This window comes from Pseudofrankia asymbiotica, from assembly GCF_001983105.1.
Lineage (GTDB): Bacteria > Actinomycetota > Actinomycetes > Frankiales > Frankiaceae > Pseudofrankia > Pseudofrankia asymbiotica.
Genome location: NZ_MOMC01000122.1, coordinates 1 through 18,086, shown reverse-complemented (window position 1 = coordinate 18,086; position 18,086 = coordinate 1). Strand labels below are relative to the sequence as shown.

General features: G+C 71.4%; 16 protein-coding genes, 1 tRNA gene, 1 pseudogene and 1 riboswitch. Of the genes and pseudogenes, 11 read left to right on the top strand and 7 right to left on the bottom strand.

Translation table 11 applies throughout. From position 1 onward, the window contains the following. Positions 1 to 182 (top strand): annotated as a pseudogene (locus BL253_RS37560) (ISAs1 family transposase); the annotation flags it as partial. A 150-nt stretch (positions 183 to 332) separates the two neighbouring features. Then, positions 333 to 1,523: an ABC transporter permease gene (locus BL253_RS37555; protein ID WP_241835498.1), complete on the top strand. Its 1,191-nt coding sequence runs from the start codon at positions 333 to 335 to the stop codon at positions 1,521 to 1,523. A 98-nt stretch (positions 1,524 to 1,621) separates the two neighbouring features. On the opposite strand, the gene BL253_RS37550 is transcribed toward BL253_RS37555, so the two are convergent. Then, positions 1,622 to 2,119, bottom strand: a complete 498-nt coding sequence (locus BL253_RS37550; RefSeq protein WP_076822794.1) for a CD225/dispanin family protein — start codon at positions 2,117 to 2,119, stop codon at positions 1,622 to 1,624. A gap of 211 nt (positions 2,120 to 2,330) precedes the next feature. After that, a complete protein-coding gene (locus tag BL253_RS37545; RefSeq protein ID WP_338013782.1) occupies positions 2,331 to 2,891 on the bottom strand; it encodes a CD225/dispanin family protein in 561 nt (186 codons plus the stop codon). Between the two features lie 1,078 nt (positions 2,892 to 3,969). Here BL253_RS37545 and BL253_RS37540 point away from each other — a divergent pair. The 3 genes from BL253_RS37540 to BL253_RS37530 all read left to right on the top strand — a co-directional run bounded on the left by BL253_RS37540 (position 3,970) and on the right by BL253_RS37530 (position 6,587). Beyond that, positions 3,970 to 5,229 (top strand): glycoside hydrolase family 26 protein, encoded by a 1,260-nt coding sequence (locus BL253_RS37540; protein WP_241835497.1) that lies wholly within the window; start codon positions 3,970 to 3,972, stop codon positions 5,227 to 5,229. Positions 5,230 to 5,368: 139 nt separating this feature from the next. Continuing rightward, positions 5,369 to 6,049, top strand: coding sequence for a TIGR03085 family metal-binding protein (locus BL253_RS37535; protein ID WP_076822790.1), 681 nt, complete (start codon positions 5,369 to 5,371; stop codon positions 6,047 to 6,049). 52 nt (positions 6,050 to 6,101) lie between these two features. Next, the gene (locus BL253_RS37530; RefSeq protein WP_076822788.1) at positions 6,102 to 6,587 is read left to right on the top strand and encodes an NUDIX hydrolase; all 486 of its coding nucleotides are present in this window, start codon (positions 6,102 to 6,104) and stop codon (positions 6,585 to 6,587) included. On the opposite strand, the gene BL253_RS37525 is transcribed toward BL253_RS37530, so the two are convergent. Next, positions 6,509 to 7,501, bottom strand: coding sequence for a hemerythrin domain-containing protein (locus BL253_RS37525; protein ID WP_076822786.1), 993 nt, complete (start codon positions 7,499 to 7,501; stop codon positions 6,509 to 6,511). The genes BL253_RS37530 and BL253_RS37525 overlap by 79 nt on opposite strands. 511 nt (positions 7,502 to 8,012) lie before the next feature. On the opposite strand from BL253_RS37525, the gene BL253_RS43255 reads away from it, so the two are divergent. From BL253_RS43255 to BL253_RS45015, 3 genes are all read left to right on the top strand, one after another. Next, complete coding sequence (locus tag BL253_RS43255) at positions 8,013 to 8,546, top strand: hypothetical protein (protein ID WP_076822784.1); 534 nt, start codon at positions 8,013 to 8,015, stop codon at positions 8,544 to 8,546. Positions 8,547 to 8,805: 259 nt separating this feature from the next. Next, positions 8,806 to 9,807: a hypothetical protein gene (locus BL253_RS45240; RefSeq protein ID WP_338013781.1), complete on the top strand. Its 1,002-nt coding sequence runs from the start codon at positions 8,806 to 8,808 to the stop codon at positions 9,805 to 9,807. Positions 9,808 to 10,306: 499 nt separating this feature from the next. Further along, positions 10,307 to 10,473, top strand: a riboswitch (cyclic di-AMP (ydaO/yuaA leader). A gap of 81 nt (positions 10,474 to 10,554) precedes the next feature. Further along, positions 10,555 to 11,544: a C40 family peptidase gene (locus BL253_RS45015; RefSeq protein WP_274535308.1), complete on the top strand. Its 990-nt coding sequence runs from the start codon at positions 10,555 to 10,557 to the stop codon at positions 11,542 to 11,544. A 767-nt stretch (positions 11,545 to 12,311) separates the two neighbouring features. Here BL253_RS45015 and BL253_RS37505 read toward each other — a convergent pair. From BL253_RS37505 to BL253_RS37495, 3 genes are all read right to left on the bottom strand, one after another. Then, positions 12,312 to 12,950, bottom strand: coding sequence for a PHB depolymerase family esterase (locus tag BL253_RS37505; protein WP_076822780.1), 639 nt, complete (start codon positions 12,948 to 12,950; stop codon positions 12,312 to 12,314). Positions 12,951 to 13,205: 255 nt separating this feature from the next. Further along, positions 13,206 to 13,991, bottom strand: coding sequence for a type 1 glutamine amidotransferase (locus BL253_RS37500; RefSeq protein WP_076822796.1), 786 nt, complete (start codon positions 13,989 to 13,991; stop codon positions 13,206 to 13,208). 389 nt (positions 13,992 to 14,380) lie between these two features. Continuing rightward, positions 14,381 to 15,688, bottom strand: a complete 1,308-nt coding sequence (locus BL253_RS37495; RefSeq protein ID WP_076822778.1) for a MurT ligase domain-containing protein — start codon at positions 15,686 to 15,688, stop codon at positions 14,381 to 14,383. A gap of 613 nt (positions 15,689 to 16,301) precedes the next feature. Between BL253_RS37495 and BL253_RS37490 the strand changes: the two genes are divergently transcribed. The 3 genes from BL253_RS37490 (at position 16,302) to BL253_RS37480 (ending at position 17,477) form a co-directional block, all read left to right on the top strand. After that, positions 16,302 to 16,796, top strand: a complete 495-nt coding sequence (locus BL253_RS37490) for a tRNA adenosine deaminase-associated protein (protein WP_076822776.1) — start codon at positions 16,302 to 16,304, stop codon at positions 16,794 to 16,796. A gap of 44 nt (positions 16,797 to 16,840) precedes the next feature. Next, on the top strand, positions 16,841 to 17,293 hold the full coding sequence (gene tadA, locus BL253_RS37485) for a tRNA adenosine(34) deaminase TadA (protein ID WP_076822774.1): 453 nt from the start codon (positions 16,841 to 16,843) through the stop codon (positions 17,291 to 17,293). 97 nt (positions 17,294 to 17,390) lie between these two features. Beyond that, positions 17,391 to 17,477: transfer RNA gene (locus BL253_RS37480), tRNA-Ser, on the top strand. A gap of 183 nt (positions 17,478 to 17,660) precedes the next feature. Here BL253_RS37480 and BL253_RS37475 read toward each other — a convergent pair. Beyond that, a partial coding sequence (locus BL253_RS37475) for an IS66 family transposase (protein WP_158230505.1) occupies positions 17,661 to 18,086 on the bottom strand: 426 nt, incomplete at its 5' end.

Below are 18,086 nucleotides of genomic sequence, written 5' to 3'. Positions count from 1 at the left end.
GCGACGTGACCTTCGGCGAGGACAGCAGCACCAGCCGAACCGGCCGAGGCCCGGCCGTACTCGCGATCTTCCGTAGCACTGTCGCCGACACCCTGCGCCGCGTCGGCCATCGCAGCGTCCCCGCCGGCCGCCGCGCCCACAAGACCGCCACCGCCGCGCTCGACCTCCACGGCTTCCCATGACAACCCGGACAAACCACCAACATCGAACATCAATGGACAGGTCCAGTCAGAACGCGAGCGTGCCGGAGCCTTGACTGGGAGATCGGCGGCCTGCTGCTCACCGGCGCGATCCTGCTGGGACTGCTCACGCTCGCGACCGTGGTCGGCGCGGTGCGGGCCGGGCGGGCGTCGATCGTCGACACGCTGCGCGACGCACCGGCCGCGGCGCGCCGCGGCGGCCCGCTCGCCCGGCTCACCGCGCTGGTACCCGGCCGGCTCGGTCTCCTCGGCGTCGGCAGGCTCGCCGCCCGACCGGGCCGGGCCACGCTCACCGGGCTGACCATGCTGGTAGCGGTGATGGGCGCGGTGGTCGCGGGCGGGTTCATGGTCACGGTGACGGAGGCGCTCGAGCGGCCGTCGTTCACCGGTGATCCCTGGCAGGTGTTCGTCGACCGCGGCGATGTCGCGCCGACGACGGTCGAGGCGGCGCTGCGCCAGACGCCGGGGATCGGCGGCTGGTGGTCGGAGGCGGAGCGGCGAGGCAGCTATGACGGCCAGACGTTCCGCGTCCGCGCGCTCGGCGGCGAGACGCTGCCGGGCTACTCGGTCGGTGCCGGTAGGCTGCCGTCCGCGCCGGGCGAGGTCGCGCTCGGCTACGGCCTGCTGGAGCAGCTGGGACTGCGGGTCGGCCAGACGGCCACCGTCGAGATCGCCGGCGTCGCCCGCGGCGTCCATATCGTCGGCTGGTACCGCACCGGGGAGGACTCCGGGCGGCTGTTCGCCATGCGGCTGGCGGATTTGAGCGCGATCGATCCGGCGACGGCGCCCGGTCAGTACCGGATGACCGTCACACCGGGCACCTCGCCGGACACGGTGAAATCGGCGCTCGAGGCCCGGCTCGGCAGCGGGGTGGAACTGAGGACGTACACCTCGAACGTCGGCGGCCGCACGGTGATCGAGGCGGTGACGACGCTGATCGCCGCGGTGCTGGTGCTCATCGCGCTCGCCAACATGCTGCACGCGCTGCTCGCGTCGAACCGGGAGAGCGCCCGGGACATCGGCATCGCCGGCGCGCTGGGCTGCACGCCGCGCCAGTTGGTCGGGCAGAGCGCGCTGGCGGCGGCGGCGTTGGCGGGGCTCGCGGTGGTCATCGGGCTACCGCTGGGGCTGCTGGTCTTCCGTATCCAGAGCGACGCCGTCGCGCGCGACATCGGGCTCGGCCCCGGGTTTGGGCTGACGCCCTCGGCGGCGTTCCTCGTCGCTCTCGTGGCGGGCACGCTCGCGCTGGCGGCGGCTACCGGCGCGGCCGCGGCGAGAGGCCTGGCCCGTCGGCCGCTCGGCGACCTGCTCCGCTGGGAGTGACGCGCCCCGCCAGCGCCGGCACGTCGTGCCGGCGCTGGGAGCGCGGCCTTGTCATTGGGCGTCAGTGCGGCCGGCCGGCGAGGTACCGCGTGTCGCGGCTAGTCGTTCAGGGCCGCGCCCGCGATCGCGATCCAGAAAATGAGGTAGATAATCCAGACAGCCACGGCGGCGGCGGCCGACACGATGCACCAGGTCTTCGCCTTCCTGGAGGCGTCCAGGGCTCCCTGGATGTCACCCATCGCCTGGCGGCTCTGAACCCGGCTTGAGAAGACGATCGCGACGATGCCGGCGGGCAGACAGCACAGCAGCGTCACGACGATCGACTGCCACAGGTAGTTCGGGATCGGCGCGCCACCGGGCGGGGGGCCGAACCCGCCTGGCGCGGGCGGGTAGCCGTAGCCCCCGACCGGCTGGCCGTACTCGGGCGGCGGCGTTCCATATCCGGGCGGCGGGGTGCCGTATCCCGGGGGCGGGGTGCCATAGCTGGGCTGTGGCGTTCCGTATCCGTAGCCCGGCTGCTGGCCGTAGGGGTCGTGGCCCGGCTGCTGGCCGTAGGGGTCCTGACCTGGGGTGCCGTACGGCGGTGGTGTCGTCACGGTCGCGGCCGCGCCTTTCGGTGATACCTGGTACCCCGGCCTGATAGCCGGGGCGATGGCGTTCGAGGAGTGTGAAGTCTGCTGGGTCGGGGCGGTGGCCGTCCGGCGGATCCGCGGAGGGGTGGGTCACAGAGATCGGAGATGGCGAACGACGGACGGGCCTCGGCCTGACGTCAAGGTCTCACGCCCATGGCTTCAGATCCTCAGATCCTCAGGTGTCGAAGGAGGTCTCCGAAGAGAGGTCCATCGTGCCGCCCGCGACCAGGATGATCACCAGAACCACCAGCCCGACGACCGCCGACACGATGCACCAGGTTCTTGCCTTCTTGGAGGCGTCCAGCGCTCCCTGGATGTCACCCATGGTCTGGCGGTTTTGCACCCGAGAAGCGTTCACGATCGCCGCGATGCCCGTCGGCCAGAAACACAGAACCGTCACCAAGATCGACTGCCACAGGTAGTTCGGAATCGGCGTTCCGTAAGGCGGCTGACCGCCGCCGTAACCGCCGTAGTTTCCCTGGTTCAGCGGCGGGCCGCCGAATCCTGGCGGCGCCTGCTGGCCGTATCCCGGCGGCTGGCCATACCCATAGCCTGGCTCCTGCGGTGCTCCATAGCCACCAGGCGGTGCTCCATAGCCACCGGGCGGCGGACCGCCGGGACTGCCGGGCTGGCCCCACCCGCCGGGGGTGTTTTCGGGCGGAGTCTGGGACACGCGGTTCTCCTGGCTGTGGTCTCGGGCTGCTGATCCGGGAGGCTGATAGGAGTTGTTCGACACCGGGAGCGGGTTAAGCGGAGGGTATGATCTCATCCCGGCGGCCCGGGCTGCCTTGGGCAGCCTCCCAGGCCATCGGCCAGCACCAGGCCGGGTCAGGAACCTGCCTGGATAGCTCGATACCTGCAGGCCGTGGCGCCCGAGACCGAGTGTCCGGAGCGCGACAGGGCTTTCCACACATGGCGCCCGCGGCGCGATGCGTGGACCACTGCCGCCTGCGACATCGATAGCTCCTCGTGCTYGCGGCCACGGYCGCCCACCTCACCAACCCCCGCCGAGGCCCATCGTCGGTCTCGCCGGACCGTCTGACGGCGATCTCTCGGCGAGATCGGACGGAAGCAGGCTGGGCAACGGTGATGTTCGGGCAGGCCGCGGCGCCCCAGCCCCGCGCGGGCCATTGTGACACAACCCCGCCCGGCCACGGCCCGAAGCGAACGAGCGATGCGCCCAAGGCCAGCACATATCCGTCCCATGCCCGGTGGCCGCACGGCCGCGCCCGGCGCGCCTCGTCTCGTCTCGTCTCGCCGCGACGATCGATTTCCCGCGCACCCCGCGTGGGCGGCGCGGCCCGGCCGCACCGCGTCACGGCCGGCGCCGCCGGTCACGGCCCGGCCGCACCGGCTGGCCGGTGTCGTCCGCCTAACTCATTTCACGTAAACGATCCGGATGGCTACCGACGCGACGCGAAATTTGAACAGAGAGACACAGCAATCACAACTTCACACCTTCACCTGAGCGACGGACCGAAAGACCACGCACCCGCTCGACCGGAAGCAAGCACCACCGGGCTATGGTGCTGTAGCAGCTCCGCCGACACTGACGTAACTGTCAGGCGCGGAACGCCGGGCACTGGGAGGGGCCGGCATTCCGGAGACGGAGTGCGTGGTTCGGCTGTCAGAAGGCGAGGGCTGACCGTCCGCCACCCAGTTGCGACGTCAAGTAAGCCGCCAGGCGGAAGGACGCTCCCGTGAGACACCGGGCCAACAGCTCGGCGACATCAATGGATACCGGCCCGCTACCGTCCGGGCGTACCAGCGGTCGCCGCGCCAACAGCCGACCACCCTCCCCCACCACGACCGTCATGACCGGCCGGGCATCCGGCGCGCACAGCACCGGGGCGCACAGCGTCCCGGTCCGCCCCGCCCGCAACCGGCGTTTCCTGATCTGGACCGCGGCGGCCGGGGCGGTGGCGGTCGCCGTGGCCGGCGTCGGATTCGCCATCGCGCCGCACGGCGGCGACGGCAAGTTCGTCATCGAGTCCGCCGATGGCGCCGGTCTCGGCCGGGCACTCGCGCTCGAGACGCCGTCCCCCTCCGCGTCCGCCTCAGCCTCGCCGAGCGCGAATCCGTCGGCCACCCCGACCGGTCCTGCCTCCGCGTCGCCGTCCGCCGCGGGCACAGCCGTGCCAGGCACCGCGGCGCCCGGGAAACCCGGCGCGAAACCCGCCGTGCCCGCCGGCGGCGGCGGAGGCGGAGGCCGAGTCCCCGGTGGGCTGTCCGGCATCGTCGTCGGCAGCCGGGACAAGGTCGCGGCCTGGGAGCAGTTCCGCGGCTCCAAGGTGACCGTGATCATGGGCTACACCGTGCGGAGCAACTGGAACGACATCACCAACCCGTGGATCGGCGGCGAGTACGCCGGCTGGGACGGCCAGCTGGTCATCTCCCAGCCGCTCTTCCCCGACGGCGGTGACTTCGGGTCGTGCGCCAACGGCTCCTACTCGTCGGAGTGGGCGCAGTTCGGCAACTACCTGAACAACATCGGGCGGCCGAAGACGGYCGTCCGGCTCGCCTGGGAGTTCAACGGCGACTGGTTCCCCTGGTCCGTCGGCAACACCGACACGGGCACCTGGAAGCGCTGCTTCCAGCAGGTGGTCGGCGCGATCCGCTCGACGGACCCGCAGGCCCGGATCGAGTGGAACATGAACGCGCACAGCGGCAGCCCGTTCGACGCCTATCCGGGCGATGGCTACGTCGACATCATCGGCATCGACAACTACGACATGTGGCCGCCGAGCCTGAAMGAGTCCTCCTGGAACACGTCGTGCAACTCGAGCGCMGGGCTGTGCCAGGTGATCCAGTTCGCTCGGTCGCACGGCAAGCAGTTCGCGGTGTCCGAATGGGGCCTCGTCTCCACCTCGGACACGGGCGCGGGCGCCTCCGGCCAAGCCGGCGGGGACAACCCGTTCTACATCAAGAAGATGTACGACACGTTCAAGGCCAACGCCGACGTGCTCGCCTACGAGACGTACTTCAACAACTCCGAGGCGGGCAACGTCCACTCGTCCCTGCTCAACCCGAACGAGAACCCGAACGGCGCCGCCGCCTACGCGTCACTCTGGTAAGGCCGGGGTGGAGCCGGGCGTGGGAACGTCCCGGCTCCGCCAAGCCGTCCGATGGTCGCCGGCGCAGCGCGCGGGGCCTCCGGCGTGGGACAGTCTGCCGGTGGCCTGATTAGCGGCGGCAGGGAAGGCGGGTAGGCGCATGGGACGGGCGCGGGACGAGCGGGCGTTGCTCGCGGACGTGATCGAGGCCGCCGGGCCGGAGCACCCGACCCTGTGCGAGGGCTGGGACAGCTATGACCTCCTCGCCCACGTGGTGACCAGGGAGCGGGTGCCCAAGGCGGGTCCCGGCCTGGTGGTCCCGCGGCTGCATGGGATGACCGAACGCGCCGAGAAGGCGACGAGGGCGCGCCACTCGTTCTCCGAGCTGCTGGCCATCTTCCGGTCCGGGCCGCCGCGCTGGCAGCCCACCCGGATCGGGCCGATCGACAACGCCACGAACCTCGTCGAGTTCTATATCCACGGCGAGGATGTGCGCCGCGCGCCGAAGGGCGTTCCCGAGGGCGCCGCGGGCGTGCTCGCGGCGCGCGAGCTCGCGCCGGAGCTACGGGAGACGCTGTGGGCCGGGGCCCGCCGGTTCGCCCGGGTCGCGTACCGCCGGGTGCCGGGTGGCGTCGTCCTCGAACGCACTGACGGGCCCGGAGCGGAGAACCCGGGTGCGTCGCGGGTCGTCGCGCGCAAGGGCGAGCCCGCGGTGGTGCTGTCGGGCCCGGCCGCCGAGCTGTTGCTGTACGGCTATGGCCGGCGCGTGGGCGCCCAGGTCGAGATCAGCGGCGACCAGGACCTCGTCGCGGCACTCTCGGAAGCGCGCCTGGGTCTGTGACCGCGGTCGCGGCGGGAAAGGCCGGGCAGGTCAGCCAGGCAGACTAGGGCATGTGCTGGAGCCAATTCCGCGTGTCGCCGCCCGTGTCGTGCTGGTCGACCCGTCCGACGCGTTCCTCCTGATCCAGTCGCACGACCCGACCCTCGAGGACTCGCCGGTCTGGTGGCATGTGCCCGGTGGCGGCCTCGACCCGGGAKAGAGCGCGGAGCAGGGCGCGATCCGGGAGATCGCCGAGGAGGTCGGCATCCGCCTGGCGGAGGTCGGGCAGCCGGTCGGGACCAGGACCACCCGCTTCACGTTCGCCGGCAGGTCGTACATCCAGCAGGAGTCGTTCTTCGTCGTGCGGATCCCCGAGCGGGTCGACGTCGACCCGGCCGAGTGGACCGACCTGGAGAAGCGTTCCACGCTCGGCTGGGCCTGGTGGACGGTCGACGAGGTGGTCGCCAGCACCGAGACGATCTATCCGCGTGGCCTGGTGGCGCTGGTCTCCGGCTGGCACGCGTCCGGCCCGGGCGCCCAGCCCGTCGTCGTGGCCTGAGGCGTCGGCGGCCGTGCCTGGGGCGGGCGGCCGAGCAGCCAGGTGCCCCACGGGCCGACCTCGCCCGGCTCGCGAACCTTCGCCCAGGGGATGACCCGCGCGTCCATCGTGTCGAGCAGGTAGTCGAACCTGGCCATCATCCGGTAGCCCAGCCGGCCGTCGAGCAGCCCGTGGGAACGCAGCAGGTGCGGGTGTGGCCGGCTCGGCGCGCGCGGCAGCGCCCGCTCGTACTCGGCGGCGAGCAGCCGCCGCTGCTCCGGCGTGCTCTCCTGGTCGAACTCGCGCAGCAGATCCTCCTCCTCGCGGCTGTGATCCGAGATCGCCGTCGCCAGCTCACGGCGCAGCTCGGTGGCCTCGGCACCCGGCGGGTGCGTGTCACCCTGCGCGTACTGCTGAATCCCACGCATGATCATCAACATCTCGCGCGCGCCGGTTCGCAGCTGCGTTATACGGCTCTCGGTGTGCGGCAGCAGCCGAGCGATCTCCGGATAGATGACGTAGCCCATCGTGGCAAGGTGCGCGCACATGGCGGCGACGGCGGTGTCACCGGCGCGATGGATCTGGCGTGGGTCGGCGCCGGGCGCCGCTCCGCCCGCCCAGGCGGCGAGCCGGGCGGCATCACGGTGCACCGGGCCGACCAGTCGTACGAGACCGTCGTCCGCCGGCTCGGCATCGGCGCTCCCGCGCGGGTCCACCTCCGCCGTGCCGCTGCCCACGCCACGGTCCGTGCCGCTGTCCGTGCCGCTGTCCGTGCCGCTGGCGAAGGCCCCCGGACCGCTGGTCAGGGAGCCGTGCCCGGTGCGGGGCCCGTCCGCGCGCCGTGACCGCGCCTTCACCAGCGATCGCGGCGCGGCCCTCGCCGCCGCGAGCAACCGCGAGTTGGCCAGGGAACCGTGGCGTTCAAGAGCGGGCATCTGCCACCTCCTACAGCGCCCTCCCTCGTCGCGTCGCCGGCGAGCCGTTCTCCGCTCACTCCCGCACGCATGACCGGCCGGGCGCATCGGTCCGACCCAGGAGACTCCTGCCCCAAAACGGCGGCCCTATGGCAGCCAGCCAACAGATCGACGCGCGATTGCATGGGGTGGCTGCTCGCAAGAGGTTCACGTACGTAATGGCACTCGTTGCCACTATGTGTCGCAGTCAGAGGCTTTAACGCACATCTCCTGACAAGATTGCGCATCCGCCTTCTACCCTCGGAAACCTTTCCGCTACCCTGCCGATATGGCTGGCACCGCTGCCCCGAGGTTCCCAGGCTTCCTGCCCGACCGCCGCCCTCCTCGACCGGCTCCCGGACCTGCCGGACTGGCGGAGCTTGCGGAGCCAGTCCGGCAGGAACCCCGGATCGGGCAGGGCCCCTCCCGCCGATCTGGCGGACCGGCGACCGGGCAGGCCGGAGAAGCCCCGGACCGGCGGTACCGATCCGGGATGTTCGAGCCGCCGGACGGCACGGCGGCCCCCACGGCGACCTTCACCGGCTCCGACACCGGCGGTGCGAACGCGGCCGCCACGGCCGCGGGGGCGGCATCCACCGAGGCCGACCTGGATGACGCGTCGGGCGCCGCGCGCGAGCGGCTGGACCAGCTGCGGCGTCGATTCGTCCGCGGGCAGCTTCCGCCGCTGGGCCACCTCATAGTCCGACACCGGCTGGTCGTCCCAGGCGGATTCGAGGCGCCCTGGGTACTGGTGACCTCCTGGCCCGCTCCAGCCTGGCTGCTGGGGCGTTGCCTCAACGACACGTCCCACCCAGAGCTCGCGCACATCCGGATGGGACGAACGGTCGCCGTCGGAGTGGACGACGTGATCGACTGGGCCGTGCTGGATGCCGGCGGCGAGATCGCCGAAGGTGGCTGGAGCCGCGGCCTGCGTCATGCCGCGGATCTACCCGATCTACCCGACCAGCCGGACTCGCCGATCTCCACCGGGCCATCGGCCACGCGGCCCCGGCTAACCACCTGGTGACTAGCCATCGTGTCGGCCGGGCACAGACAGCGAATAGCCCGGACTAGTCAGTGACGGCCCCCAAGCCGACACAGAGCCCACCGCTTCTGGCTCCGTAACGATCGCTGCCGGCGTATATGGGCCCCTCACTGAGAGGGCTCGGCTACCGTTACCTACCGTGGCGGATGTAAGCGGCCGGCGCAGCCTCGCCAGCTCGCCCAGCCCGACAGGGCCRCAGAGCCTTGCCGGCGCCGGGGGGCAGCGGTCCGAGTCACCCGGCGTGTATGTCCACGCCACCGTGCCCGAACTGGCGCTGCCCGGCATGCCCGCGCCCCGTGACGCCTCTCCGGCTGACCATCCGTTCCTCGACGAGGGAGACGCTCCGGTCGTCGACCTTGCCGGGCCGGAGGAGCCACCCGCCGTCGATCCCGCCAGGTCCGAGAGCATGCTCTGGCCCGACTGGCCCATCGGGCCACAGGTCGCCGCCGGGCCCGACGGCACGCCCGGGCCGGAGTGGGTGCCCGGACCCGAGTGGCCAGCCGGGCCCCAGGGGATGGCCGAGCCCGAGGGGATGGACGCCGCGGGCGTCACCGGTGGCTCGGAGGGCGCCTGGGATCTCCCGCGGGTCGGCGACGGGCTCCCCGCCGAATCGGACGAGCCCAGCTGGGAAGCCGTTGGCCAGGGTGGCGCGGACGACGTCCCGTGGACCGTCTCCGCCTACCAGGAGCAGACGTACGAGGGCTACGACGAGCAGGCGTACGAGGGCTACACGTATTCCCACGACGGGCAGCCGGGGCCACGCGACGCGGGTGAGCCGGATCCTGACCCCGAGCCTGACCTCTCACCCGTCCCGCTGTCCTCGGTCGACGCTGACGGTTCGCTGGAGCCCCTGCCGCCGGATGGCCGGGAGGAGGAGCGAGGGATCGCCGCGATCGCTCGCGGCGACCTCATCGCGGAGCTCGCCGGCCGGCTCGAGCTGCTCGACCAGTTGCTCGGCCGCCTGGAAGAGGCCAAGCGCCAGGCGGCCGACGCGAGCGAGCACCTGCTGCTCACCCGTCGGTGGCAGGAAGAGACGGTGCGCACCATCCAGGAGGAGCGCGCTCGGATGCGCCAACGTCAGCACGCGCTCGACGAGCTCGCCGAGCGGGCCCGAGCAGCGGTCGAGGCCATGCAGGCCACCTACCGGACGCTTCCCCGGGAGGTCATCGAGCTGGCGATCGAGCTTCAGGTGCTTGACCGCGCCGGCTTCATCACCAGACGCGCACCCCGCCCGCCGTCTTAACGACTGTAAGTAACGATCACGATGCGGCCAGAAACAACCCGGGGCGCCACACTCATCGCAATAGGACTTTAGTCCCAACGATTAGGACCTAGTACCTAGATGGGCCTCATGGACCCGAGGAAGCCTGCTCAAACCGTTAGTTAGGCCCACTCGTCATAGGGATGTGGGTGTTATGGCACCCCCGGACTAGACAGGCGTCGTGTGCCGATTGTAGTCCCGTGCACGCAAGGCCGGATCTGCGCGTAGTGTTCTAGCTACGTGGAGTGCTCAACGGATCGATGCGACCTATCCGATCGCAATGGTTCCGGGTGGATGGCTACTCTCGGCAACCTCCRCCACGACGGCCGCTTCGGGTCCTCGGAACCGACGGTTCGCAGAAACCCGGCGTATGGGGGGTACCCACGCTTATCGTCATCATCCCAGTGGACTAGTCTTGTTCACGACGTCAGGCTCAACACCGGACCGAACGCCGAATCCTGCCCGCGGTCCCGGTGTCCCCTCCGAGTCGTCACCTCGGGCAGGAGCGGGGGACCCACCCTCGCAATACCGGCCAGCGCTCCCAAGGCGCCGGCCTTGGGGTGAAGCCCATCGCGTGCTCGTAGCGCGAGGGCCGGGCAGCCCAGCCCGAACCCGACAGCTCACCTCGCAGGCGTACGGGAAGGACCACACTTGTCCGCGCCCTCCGTACAGTGGGATACCGACACCCTGCCTGATACCAGCAGGGGTCGTCACCGCGGTTTGACCGCGGTGGCAAAGGTCCGAGGTCGTACCGCGGTCGCCGCGGCTACCACCGGCGCGATCGCGGTATCCGGCATCGCTCTCGCCGGCTGCGCCCCGGCAGCCGACAACTCGACGGACGCGTTCGGAGACGACGGTTCCGTCACCACCGGGCTCAGCCTGGCCAGCGCCTTCGGCTCCGGATCATCAGGCGGCGGCGCCGCCATCCACCCGGTCAGCCTCGCGTCGACCATCGGCGCCGACGACCCGGACACCGCGTCCGACATCGCCGCGCCGACGCTGACCGCGAAGGCCGACGTCGACCTGTTCATCACGAACCCCGACGTCACCGTGTACGCGGACCAGCCGGTCGAAATCGGCTTCAAGCTGACCAACAAGGACACCAGCGAGCCGCTGGCCAACCAGCTGGTCAAGGTCCAGGTCAAGCTGCCAACCGGCTTCGCGACCTTCCTGCACCTGCAGACGAACAACGACGGGTACACCTCGTACACCGCGCGCGTGCTGACCACGACGCAGATCACCGCGGTCTTCGATGGCACCGACGCGCTGCAGTCCGCCGTCTCGGACAACGTCGGCACGCTGAGCGTCGCCGAGCGGCCGGCCCCCTCCGCGAGCCGGGGTGTCACGGTCAACKCCCCGACAAACGGCGGCCTGGGCGAGAAGGCCGTCTACCTGGCATCGCTGCAGGAGGGCAAGCCCTACGTCTACGGCGCCACCGGGCCGGACTCCTTCGACTGCTCCAGCCTCGTGCAGTACGTCTACCGGCAGCTCGGGCGCGCCCTTCCGCGGACGGCCGAGGCGCAGTACGAGGCGACGCTGCACGTCGACCAGGCGCACAAGGAAGTCGGCGACCTGATCTTCTTCGGCACGCCGGGCGACATCTACCACGTCGGCATCTACGCCGGCGACGGAAAGATGTGGGCCGCGCCGCACTCCGGCTCGGTCGTGCAGCTGCAGACGATCTGGAGCACGAGCTACCACGTCGGCCGCGTCCTGTAGCGGGGCGCGCCGCGCGGGGAGGGCTTACTCCTGAGCGGCGGCGTTCAGACAGGTTCGGCTACCCCGTTCGCGGGGTGTTCCGCGAACCCACTCCCCTCCGGGTTCGCGGGCATGGCCTGACCGCCTAGCCGGCTCCAACCGTCGGCGAAGCCGGTGGACCGTCGCTCTCGGAGTTTCCAAAGCCTTCCATGYTCGGTGTGCTGCCCGACCAGGCAGCGACCTAGTAACACCTCCGCCCTCCATACCGGCGGCGGTGAGTCTCGGCTGGATGCGACAACGGCCACAGTGGCCCGTCTCCTTCGACGCGTCCTGCCTCTCCCAAGCATCCCCAGAAACCCCTGGACTCTCCGCATAGCAGCCGGCGCGGCCCTCGTCCCCTGGCCGCGCCACCCAGGACGTCCGCCGGTGGCATCAAGGGCTTCCCCCTCCCGCCCTCCGATTCCGCCAGCGGACCACCCGCCGTCCGACCCCCCTCGGCGGCGGCGGCCCGGCCGGCTGCCCCCACGGCCCCGGGCCGAACACCGCGGTGCCGCCCCACCGGATCTCCCCCCCATCCGGTGGGGCGGCGCCAGCGGCCAACGAGACATCGACTTCAGATTTCCGCCGGCTGGGTTCGCCCCAGCCCTCGGATGGCCCGGACGTCACACGACCGCCCGGGCGCCCAGCCCCGCCCGCCCCGTCGGAAACCCCCCCCGCCGACGGGGCGGGCGGCTTGGTCCCGGTCAGTCAGTTCGTCGTGCGGTTCGTCGTGGCAGGCCAAGCCGCCGCTAGCGGGACTTGCTCTGCGAGAAGCTCCACAGGTTGCCGGAGAGGTCGTCGTCCCACGAGGCCTGTCGCTCGCGGTCGATCGGCACCTGGTCCTGGCAGTTCGGACCCGGATCGGGGTCGAACTGGCCCACGACACCAACCGCCGCGAACTTCGTGGGGTTCGCGCAGGCGAGCGCGAGCGCGAGCCGGGCGCCCTCACCGAGGCCCCAGATGTAGACCCGCTTCGGATCGATCGCCGTCCAGTCCTCGGACATGTACGTGACGATGTCCATCAGGTACTGCGCGTCGGACCCGGCTGAGTCCACCTGCCACTCGCCCGCGACCGGCTCGGGGTAGACGAGCGCGAAGTTCTTCCGGTCGGCCAGTTTTGACGCGCCGCTGTCCGTTTCGAACACCTTCGTCTTGGTGTTGTTGTCCGGCAGAACGAGCACAAGCGGAACCGCCTTCTTGGAGTTCCGCTTGGCATGCACGAGCAGTACACGGCCTTTGGACTCGTACCGGGACGGCATGTCCTTCTCCGAGGTCTTAGCCGAGCCGCTGCCGTGCGCGAAGAGATAGAGCACAAAGATCGCAACGACAGCGATGACGACTGCCTTGCGGTTCTTGCCCCACCACGAGGTGAGCGGGTTCGCGGCCACGCCCCCAACCGAACCACACCTGACACCACGATGGCGCCCGTTTCGGCCAGGCACCTCGCCTTGGCGGTGCCTTGATGGCATCTCGATGGCATCTCGCCGAACGGACGGTGCCCGCGGCCCGACTCCTTTGCCTTCCTTACCCCGCTCCCGTGTCTCCTGGGCGCCTCCGGCCGCGCGGCTTCGCCATGAACGCACGGCCTTTGGCCGTGCCTCCTGGGCGCCTCCGGCCGCGCGACCTTCGCCGCGAAGGAGGGCTCAGCCGACCTGCAGGGCCCGGAGGCGCGCGGCCCGCAAGGCCTCGACCTCCGGCGGCCCGGGCAGACGCGGCAGCGAGCCGTGCACCCAGGTCAGCATCAGGTCGGCCAGCGCCGGATTCTGCGCCAGGACCGGGCCGTGCAGGTACGTGCCGATCACTCTGCCGTCGATCCTGCCGTCGGTGCCCTCGGGGACGCCATTGCCCAGGCCACGCAGCACCCGCCCGAACGCGAACCCGTCGGCGCCCGGCAGCGGCCTCGTCCGGCCACCATGATTCTCATAGCCGAGCACGGTCGGCAGACCAAGCGACGGGTCGGGTTCGACGACGATGTCGCCCACGACGCGCGGTGGCAGCGGCGCGTCCGGAGGGTCGAACGAACGCCTGGTCTCGACGCCCAGCAGCCCCATCCCGTCGTAGATCTGTCCACCGGCCGGGAAGCTCTCGCCGACGACCTGGTAGCCGGCGCAGACGGCCAGCACCACCGCGCCACCGGCGACGGCCCGCTCGATCGCCTTGTTGCGCCGCAGGCCCTCGGCCGCGAGCGTCTGCGGCTCGTCCTCGCCGCCGCCCAGCAGGTAGATGTCACATCCGGCCGGCACCGGCTCGCCCGCCGGCACACTGACGATCTCGGCGGACAGGCCGCGCCAGCGCAGCCGCTGGGTGAGCACGGTCGCGTTGCCACCGTCACCGTAGGTACCGAGCAGCTCGGGATAGATCAGCGCGATCCGAGTGGTCGACTCCCGCGCCGCCGTCGCCCCGGCAGGATCGAGCCGCCGCCCCGCCAGCTGGCTTTCGAACGGGTCCGGCAGCCGCGCGGGCAGCCGGCTCCCCGGATCCGGATGTTCCGGCGGTGGCTGGAAGAGCTGCCGTTCCGGGACCCGCGGCGGCGCGTACCGCTGCGGCGGGTACTGGAGGGGACCGGGCTCGTGGGGTTGGCGCTCGTCCGGGTGGGGCGGGCGCCGCCCCGGCTGAACCGGCTGAACCGGCCGTCCGGAGTACTGATCGTCCGGCGGGTAGGTCCCGGCCGGGCCGGAGGGGTAGGCCCCGGGCGGGCCGGAAGGGTAGGCCCCGGGCGGGCCGGAGGGGTAGGCCCCGGGCGGCGGGTAGAGCGGCTGGGTGACGTCCGGCGGCGGCACAGGGGCGCGCGGGCGGCGTGGCTCCGGCTCGAACAGGCTCACCTGGCGCCTCCACGCGCGGGCGCGGGGGGCAGAGCCGCCCGCGGGCGGCGCGGCGCGGGCGCGGTCCGGACCAGCAGGTCCCGGAACGCGGTGTAGTTCGCGACGACGTCCAGCACGGGCTCGATGGCGGCGTCGGCCGCGGCCTCGGCGTCCGGGTGCACCGAGTGCGGGACGCCGGCGTAGGCCAGCCGCACGCTCATGTCCTCCTTGCGCTCCCCGGTGACGAGCACCGGCCGGCCGGCGAGCCGCTCGAACGGCACATCCCAGATCCACGACGGGTCGCGGCCGTCAGCCGTCTGCGAGTTGAAGTCGACGATCAGGCTGCGCGGCGGCATCGAGTTGATCAGCTCCATCATCTCGACCCAGCCCGCGGGGTTCTTGGCCAGCAGCATGCGGGCGCGCCGCGCCGCCGACCCGAGCAGCACCTCCTGGTAGCGGCCCTGCACGTCGCCGAGATCGGTCATCGCGGCCAGCGCGTCCTCCACCTGGACGCCGAACTGCCGGGCCGCCGCCGCCGCCATCGCGGCGTTGCCCAGGTTGACCCGCCCCGGCAGGCCGATCGACGCCCTGATCGTGTGGCCGAACCACATGATCTCGTCAGGTCCGGTCACCGCGACGAGCGGCTCGGGCCTGGCCAGCCCGCACTCCGACCACCAGCCGGTCTCGTTGCGATGCAGCAGCTTGGCGCACTGCGGGCAGACCATCGCGTCCGCGGTCCAGTTCTGCCCGACCGACACCCACACCTGCTTCGACCAGGACATGGCGGCCCAGGTCACCAGCGGGTCGTCGACGTTGGCCACGACCGTGCAGTCCTCGAGCTCCTCGCCCAGGTCACGCCAGATGGCGGCGATGCGCCGGGTCTCGTTGGAGCGGTCCAGCTGGTCACGGCTGATGTTGAGCAGCAGCACCACCCGCGGCCGGACTTCGCGGGCGACCTTCGGCAACCAGATCTCATCGACCTCGAGCGCGGCGGCGGCGTCGTAGGGCGGCCTGGAAAGCGCCGCCAGCACGCCGGGCGCCATGTTCGCGCCGCCGCTGTTCGACTTGACCGGGCCGAGCGTGCCGAGCGCCCTGGCCAGCAGCCGGGTGGTGGTCGTCTTGCCGTTCGTCGCGGACACGCAGGCGATCGGCCTGCCCTTGCCGACCTCGGCAAGGGCACGCGGCGAGACCCGCAGAGCGAGCTTGCCACCGATCATCTCGCCGGAGCCCTTACCAAGCCGGCGAGACGTCTCGGAGGCCAGCCGCTCGACGGCGAGCGCCGCTTTGGTCCTCGTGGAGAGGCGGCGCTGCAACGGAGTCATCATCGCGATTCTTACCGAACGCCGGAGCGCTGAGGCGCCCTACCCGGGATCCCTGCCGGATCGGCGACGAGGTTCCCGCCGGATCGGCGACGGCGCGCCGGCAGGTCGGCGATCTGGGAGGCCCGGGACGCTCCGCGCCCGTCACATCCTGTCGCGAGTCGATACATATGGCTGGGGCCTGTCCTGGTCTGGTCTGGGTCAGTGAGTGATCGGATCGGGCGGGCCGCCAACGGCACCACCGTCGGGCAGTGACGCACCCGACGGGACCCTGTCTCTGGTCGATGCACATGGCTGAGGCCGGCCGTGGTCAGAGGCCGACAAGATCGTGGAGCTGGCGACACCCGACAACCTGGCCGCGGCCTGTCTACATGATGAGGGCGGCCCTGGCCCCGGTCGACCCGGGGGGCCGACGGGTGTCGTCCGCGCGCGGAATAGCCTCGCTACCAGCACCCTTGACCGGCCACCCGCCACCGACTATGCCGATGAGGCGGGAAAGGTGATCCCGCGCACCGGACGACCCCCACGGCGCGAGAATCTCAGGTCAAGGCGTGTGGATCCGGCGCTACGGACTGACATGACGATGTACGAACTGGCATGACGATGTGAGGACACCACGGTGAGCACCAGGGCCGTCGCGATCGCCCGCGACGACGACGGGTGGCGGGCTTGCGACCTCGACCCCACCGAACTTCAAGACCTCGACGCGCTGACCGACGCGATGCGTGATCTCGGCGACGGCCTCGTCGTCGCCTTCGTCGAGGAGGACGACGAGTACCTCGCGATCATCCGCATCGATGGGGACTCGTCCGACCCACGGGTCTTTCTCTCGGACCGGCGGGTACTGACGACCTCCGACCTGGCGGAGGCGCTGTTGGCCGACGCCCTGCCCATCCCCGCGCCACGAGGAGACGGGGATGAGGACGAGGAGGACGAGGCCGTGTTGCGGCACGCCCATCCGATCGGCGACCTCGACCTGCTCGACGACCTCGGCACGTCGTCAGACGCTCTCGTCGCCCTGATAGCGGAGGAGGGCATGCTGCCGGCGGACGTCGCCGCGGTGATCAGCGAGCGCGCCGGAGCCGGCGAGATCTTTGACGAGGTGCCCGACTGACCGCCGCCGCCTCCGGCACCGCCGCCGAGCGCGACCTCGCGTCGATGCGGCTCGCGCTCGCCGAGGCGGCCCGCGCCCCCGAGCGCGGTGACGTGCCGGTCGGCGCCATCGTGATCGGCGCCGACGGCACCGTGCTCGGCCGCGGCCACAACGTCCGGGAAGCCACCGGGGACCCGACCGGGCACGCGGAGGTCGTCGCGCTGCGCGCGGCCGCCGCGGCGGTGGGTGAATGGCGCCTCACCGGGGCCACGCTGGTCGTGACGCTGGAACCCTGCACCATGTGCGCGGGCGCGCTGGTTCTCGCCCGAGTCGCCCGACTCGTCTACGGCGCCACCGATGACAAGGCAGGCGCCGTCGGCTCCCTGTGGGACGTCGTCCGCGACCGGCGGCTCAACCATCGCCCCGAGGTGATCGGTGGCGTCGCCGCCGAGGAGTGCTCGACCCTCCTCGCCGCCTTCTTCGCCACTCGCCGCACCGACCGCCAGCCTCGCGCCTGACCAGCGCCCGACCAGCGCGGCCGCCCCAGGCATCGCGACAAAGATCGCCCATGACCCTCTGCCCCACCTGTTCGCATCGTCTAGTAAGCTCACCTGCGGTGGAGTCGCCTAGTGGCCGAGGGCGCACGCCTCGAAAGCGTGTGAAGGGGCAACCCTTCCGTGGGTTCAAATCCCACCTCCACCGCCGTGTTCGTTGATCCTTCGGATCACCTTCCCGTCACTTCGATGTCTGCTCCGGGGGGCGACCCCCGGACCCCCGAGGGTAAACATTCACCTGGTTTAGGGATCTTGCTGTGGGTGGCGGTTCGGGGGCGTGGCTGTGGGCCGTGCCGGTGGGTCGGCGCGGCGGGGTCAGGCGGGTGGTTGGTCAGGTGGCAGTGATSGCTGGGGGCGGCATCCAGGGGGTGCCGCGGAACGCGAGCCGTAGGGCCTGCAGGGCGGACACGCCGTGCTTGCGGGCGGTAGAGAGGTAGCTGGCGACCTGGAGGCGGCAGGCGGTCGCGGCCGCGGAGGTGAGCYGCCCGCTGATCTTCTGCTGGGTCTTGAAAGGCCGAAGATCGCGCTCTGACAGGTTGTTCGTGGGCCACACGTCGAGGTCGAACACGAACCGCAGCACGTCGTCGTGCCGGTCACGCAGGCATTCGAGCAGGCACCGGCCGACCGGCTGCTTCGTGCCCCGCTCGGCCGGCGCGACGGCGGCCAGGCCGACGCGGACCGCGCCGCGGAACTCGGCGAGCAGCGGGTCGCGCCGCTCGGCGGGGACCGCGCGTCGGCCGGCCGCGCGGGCGAGGTT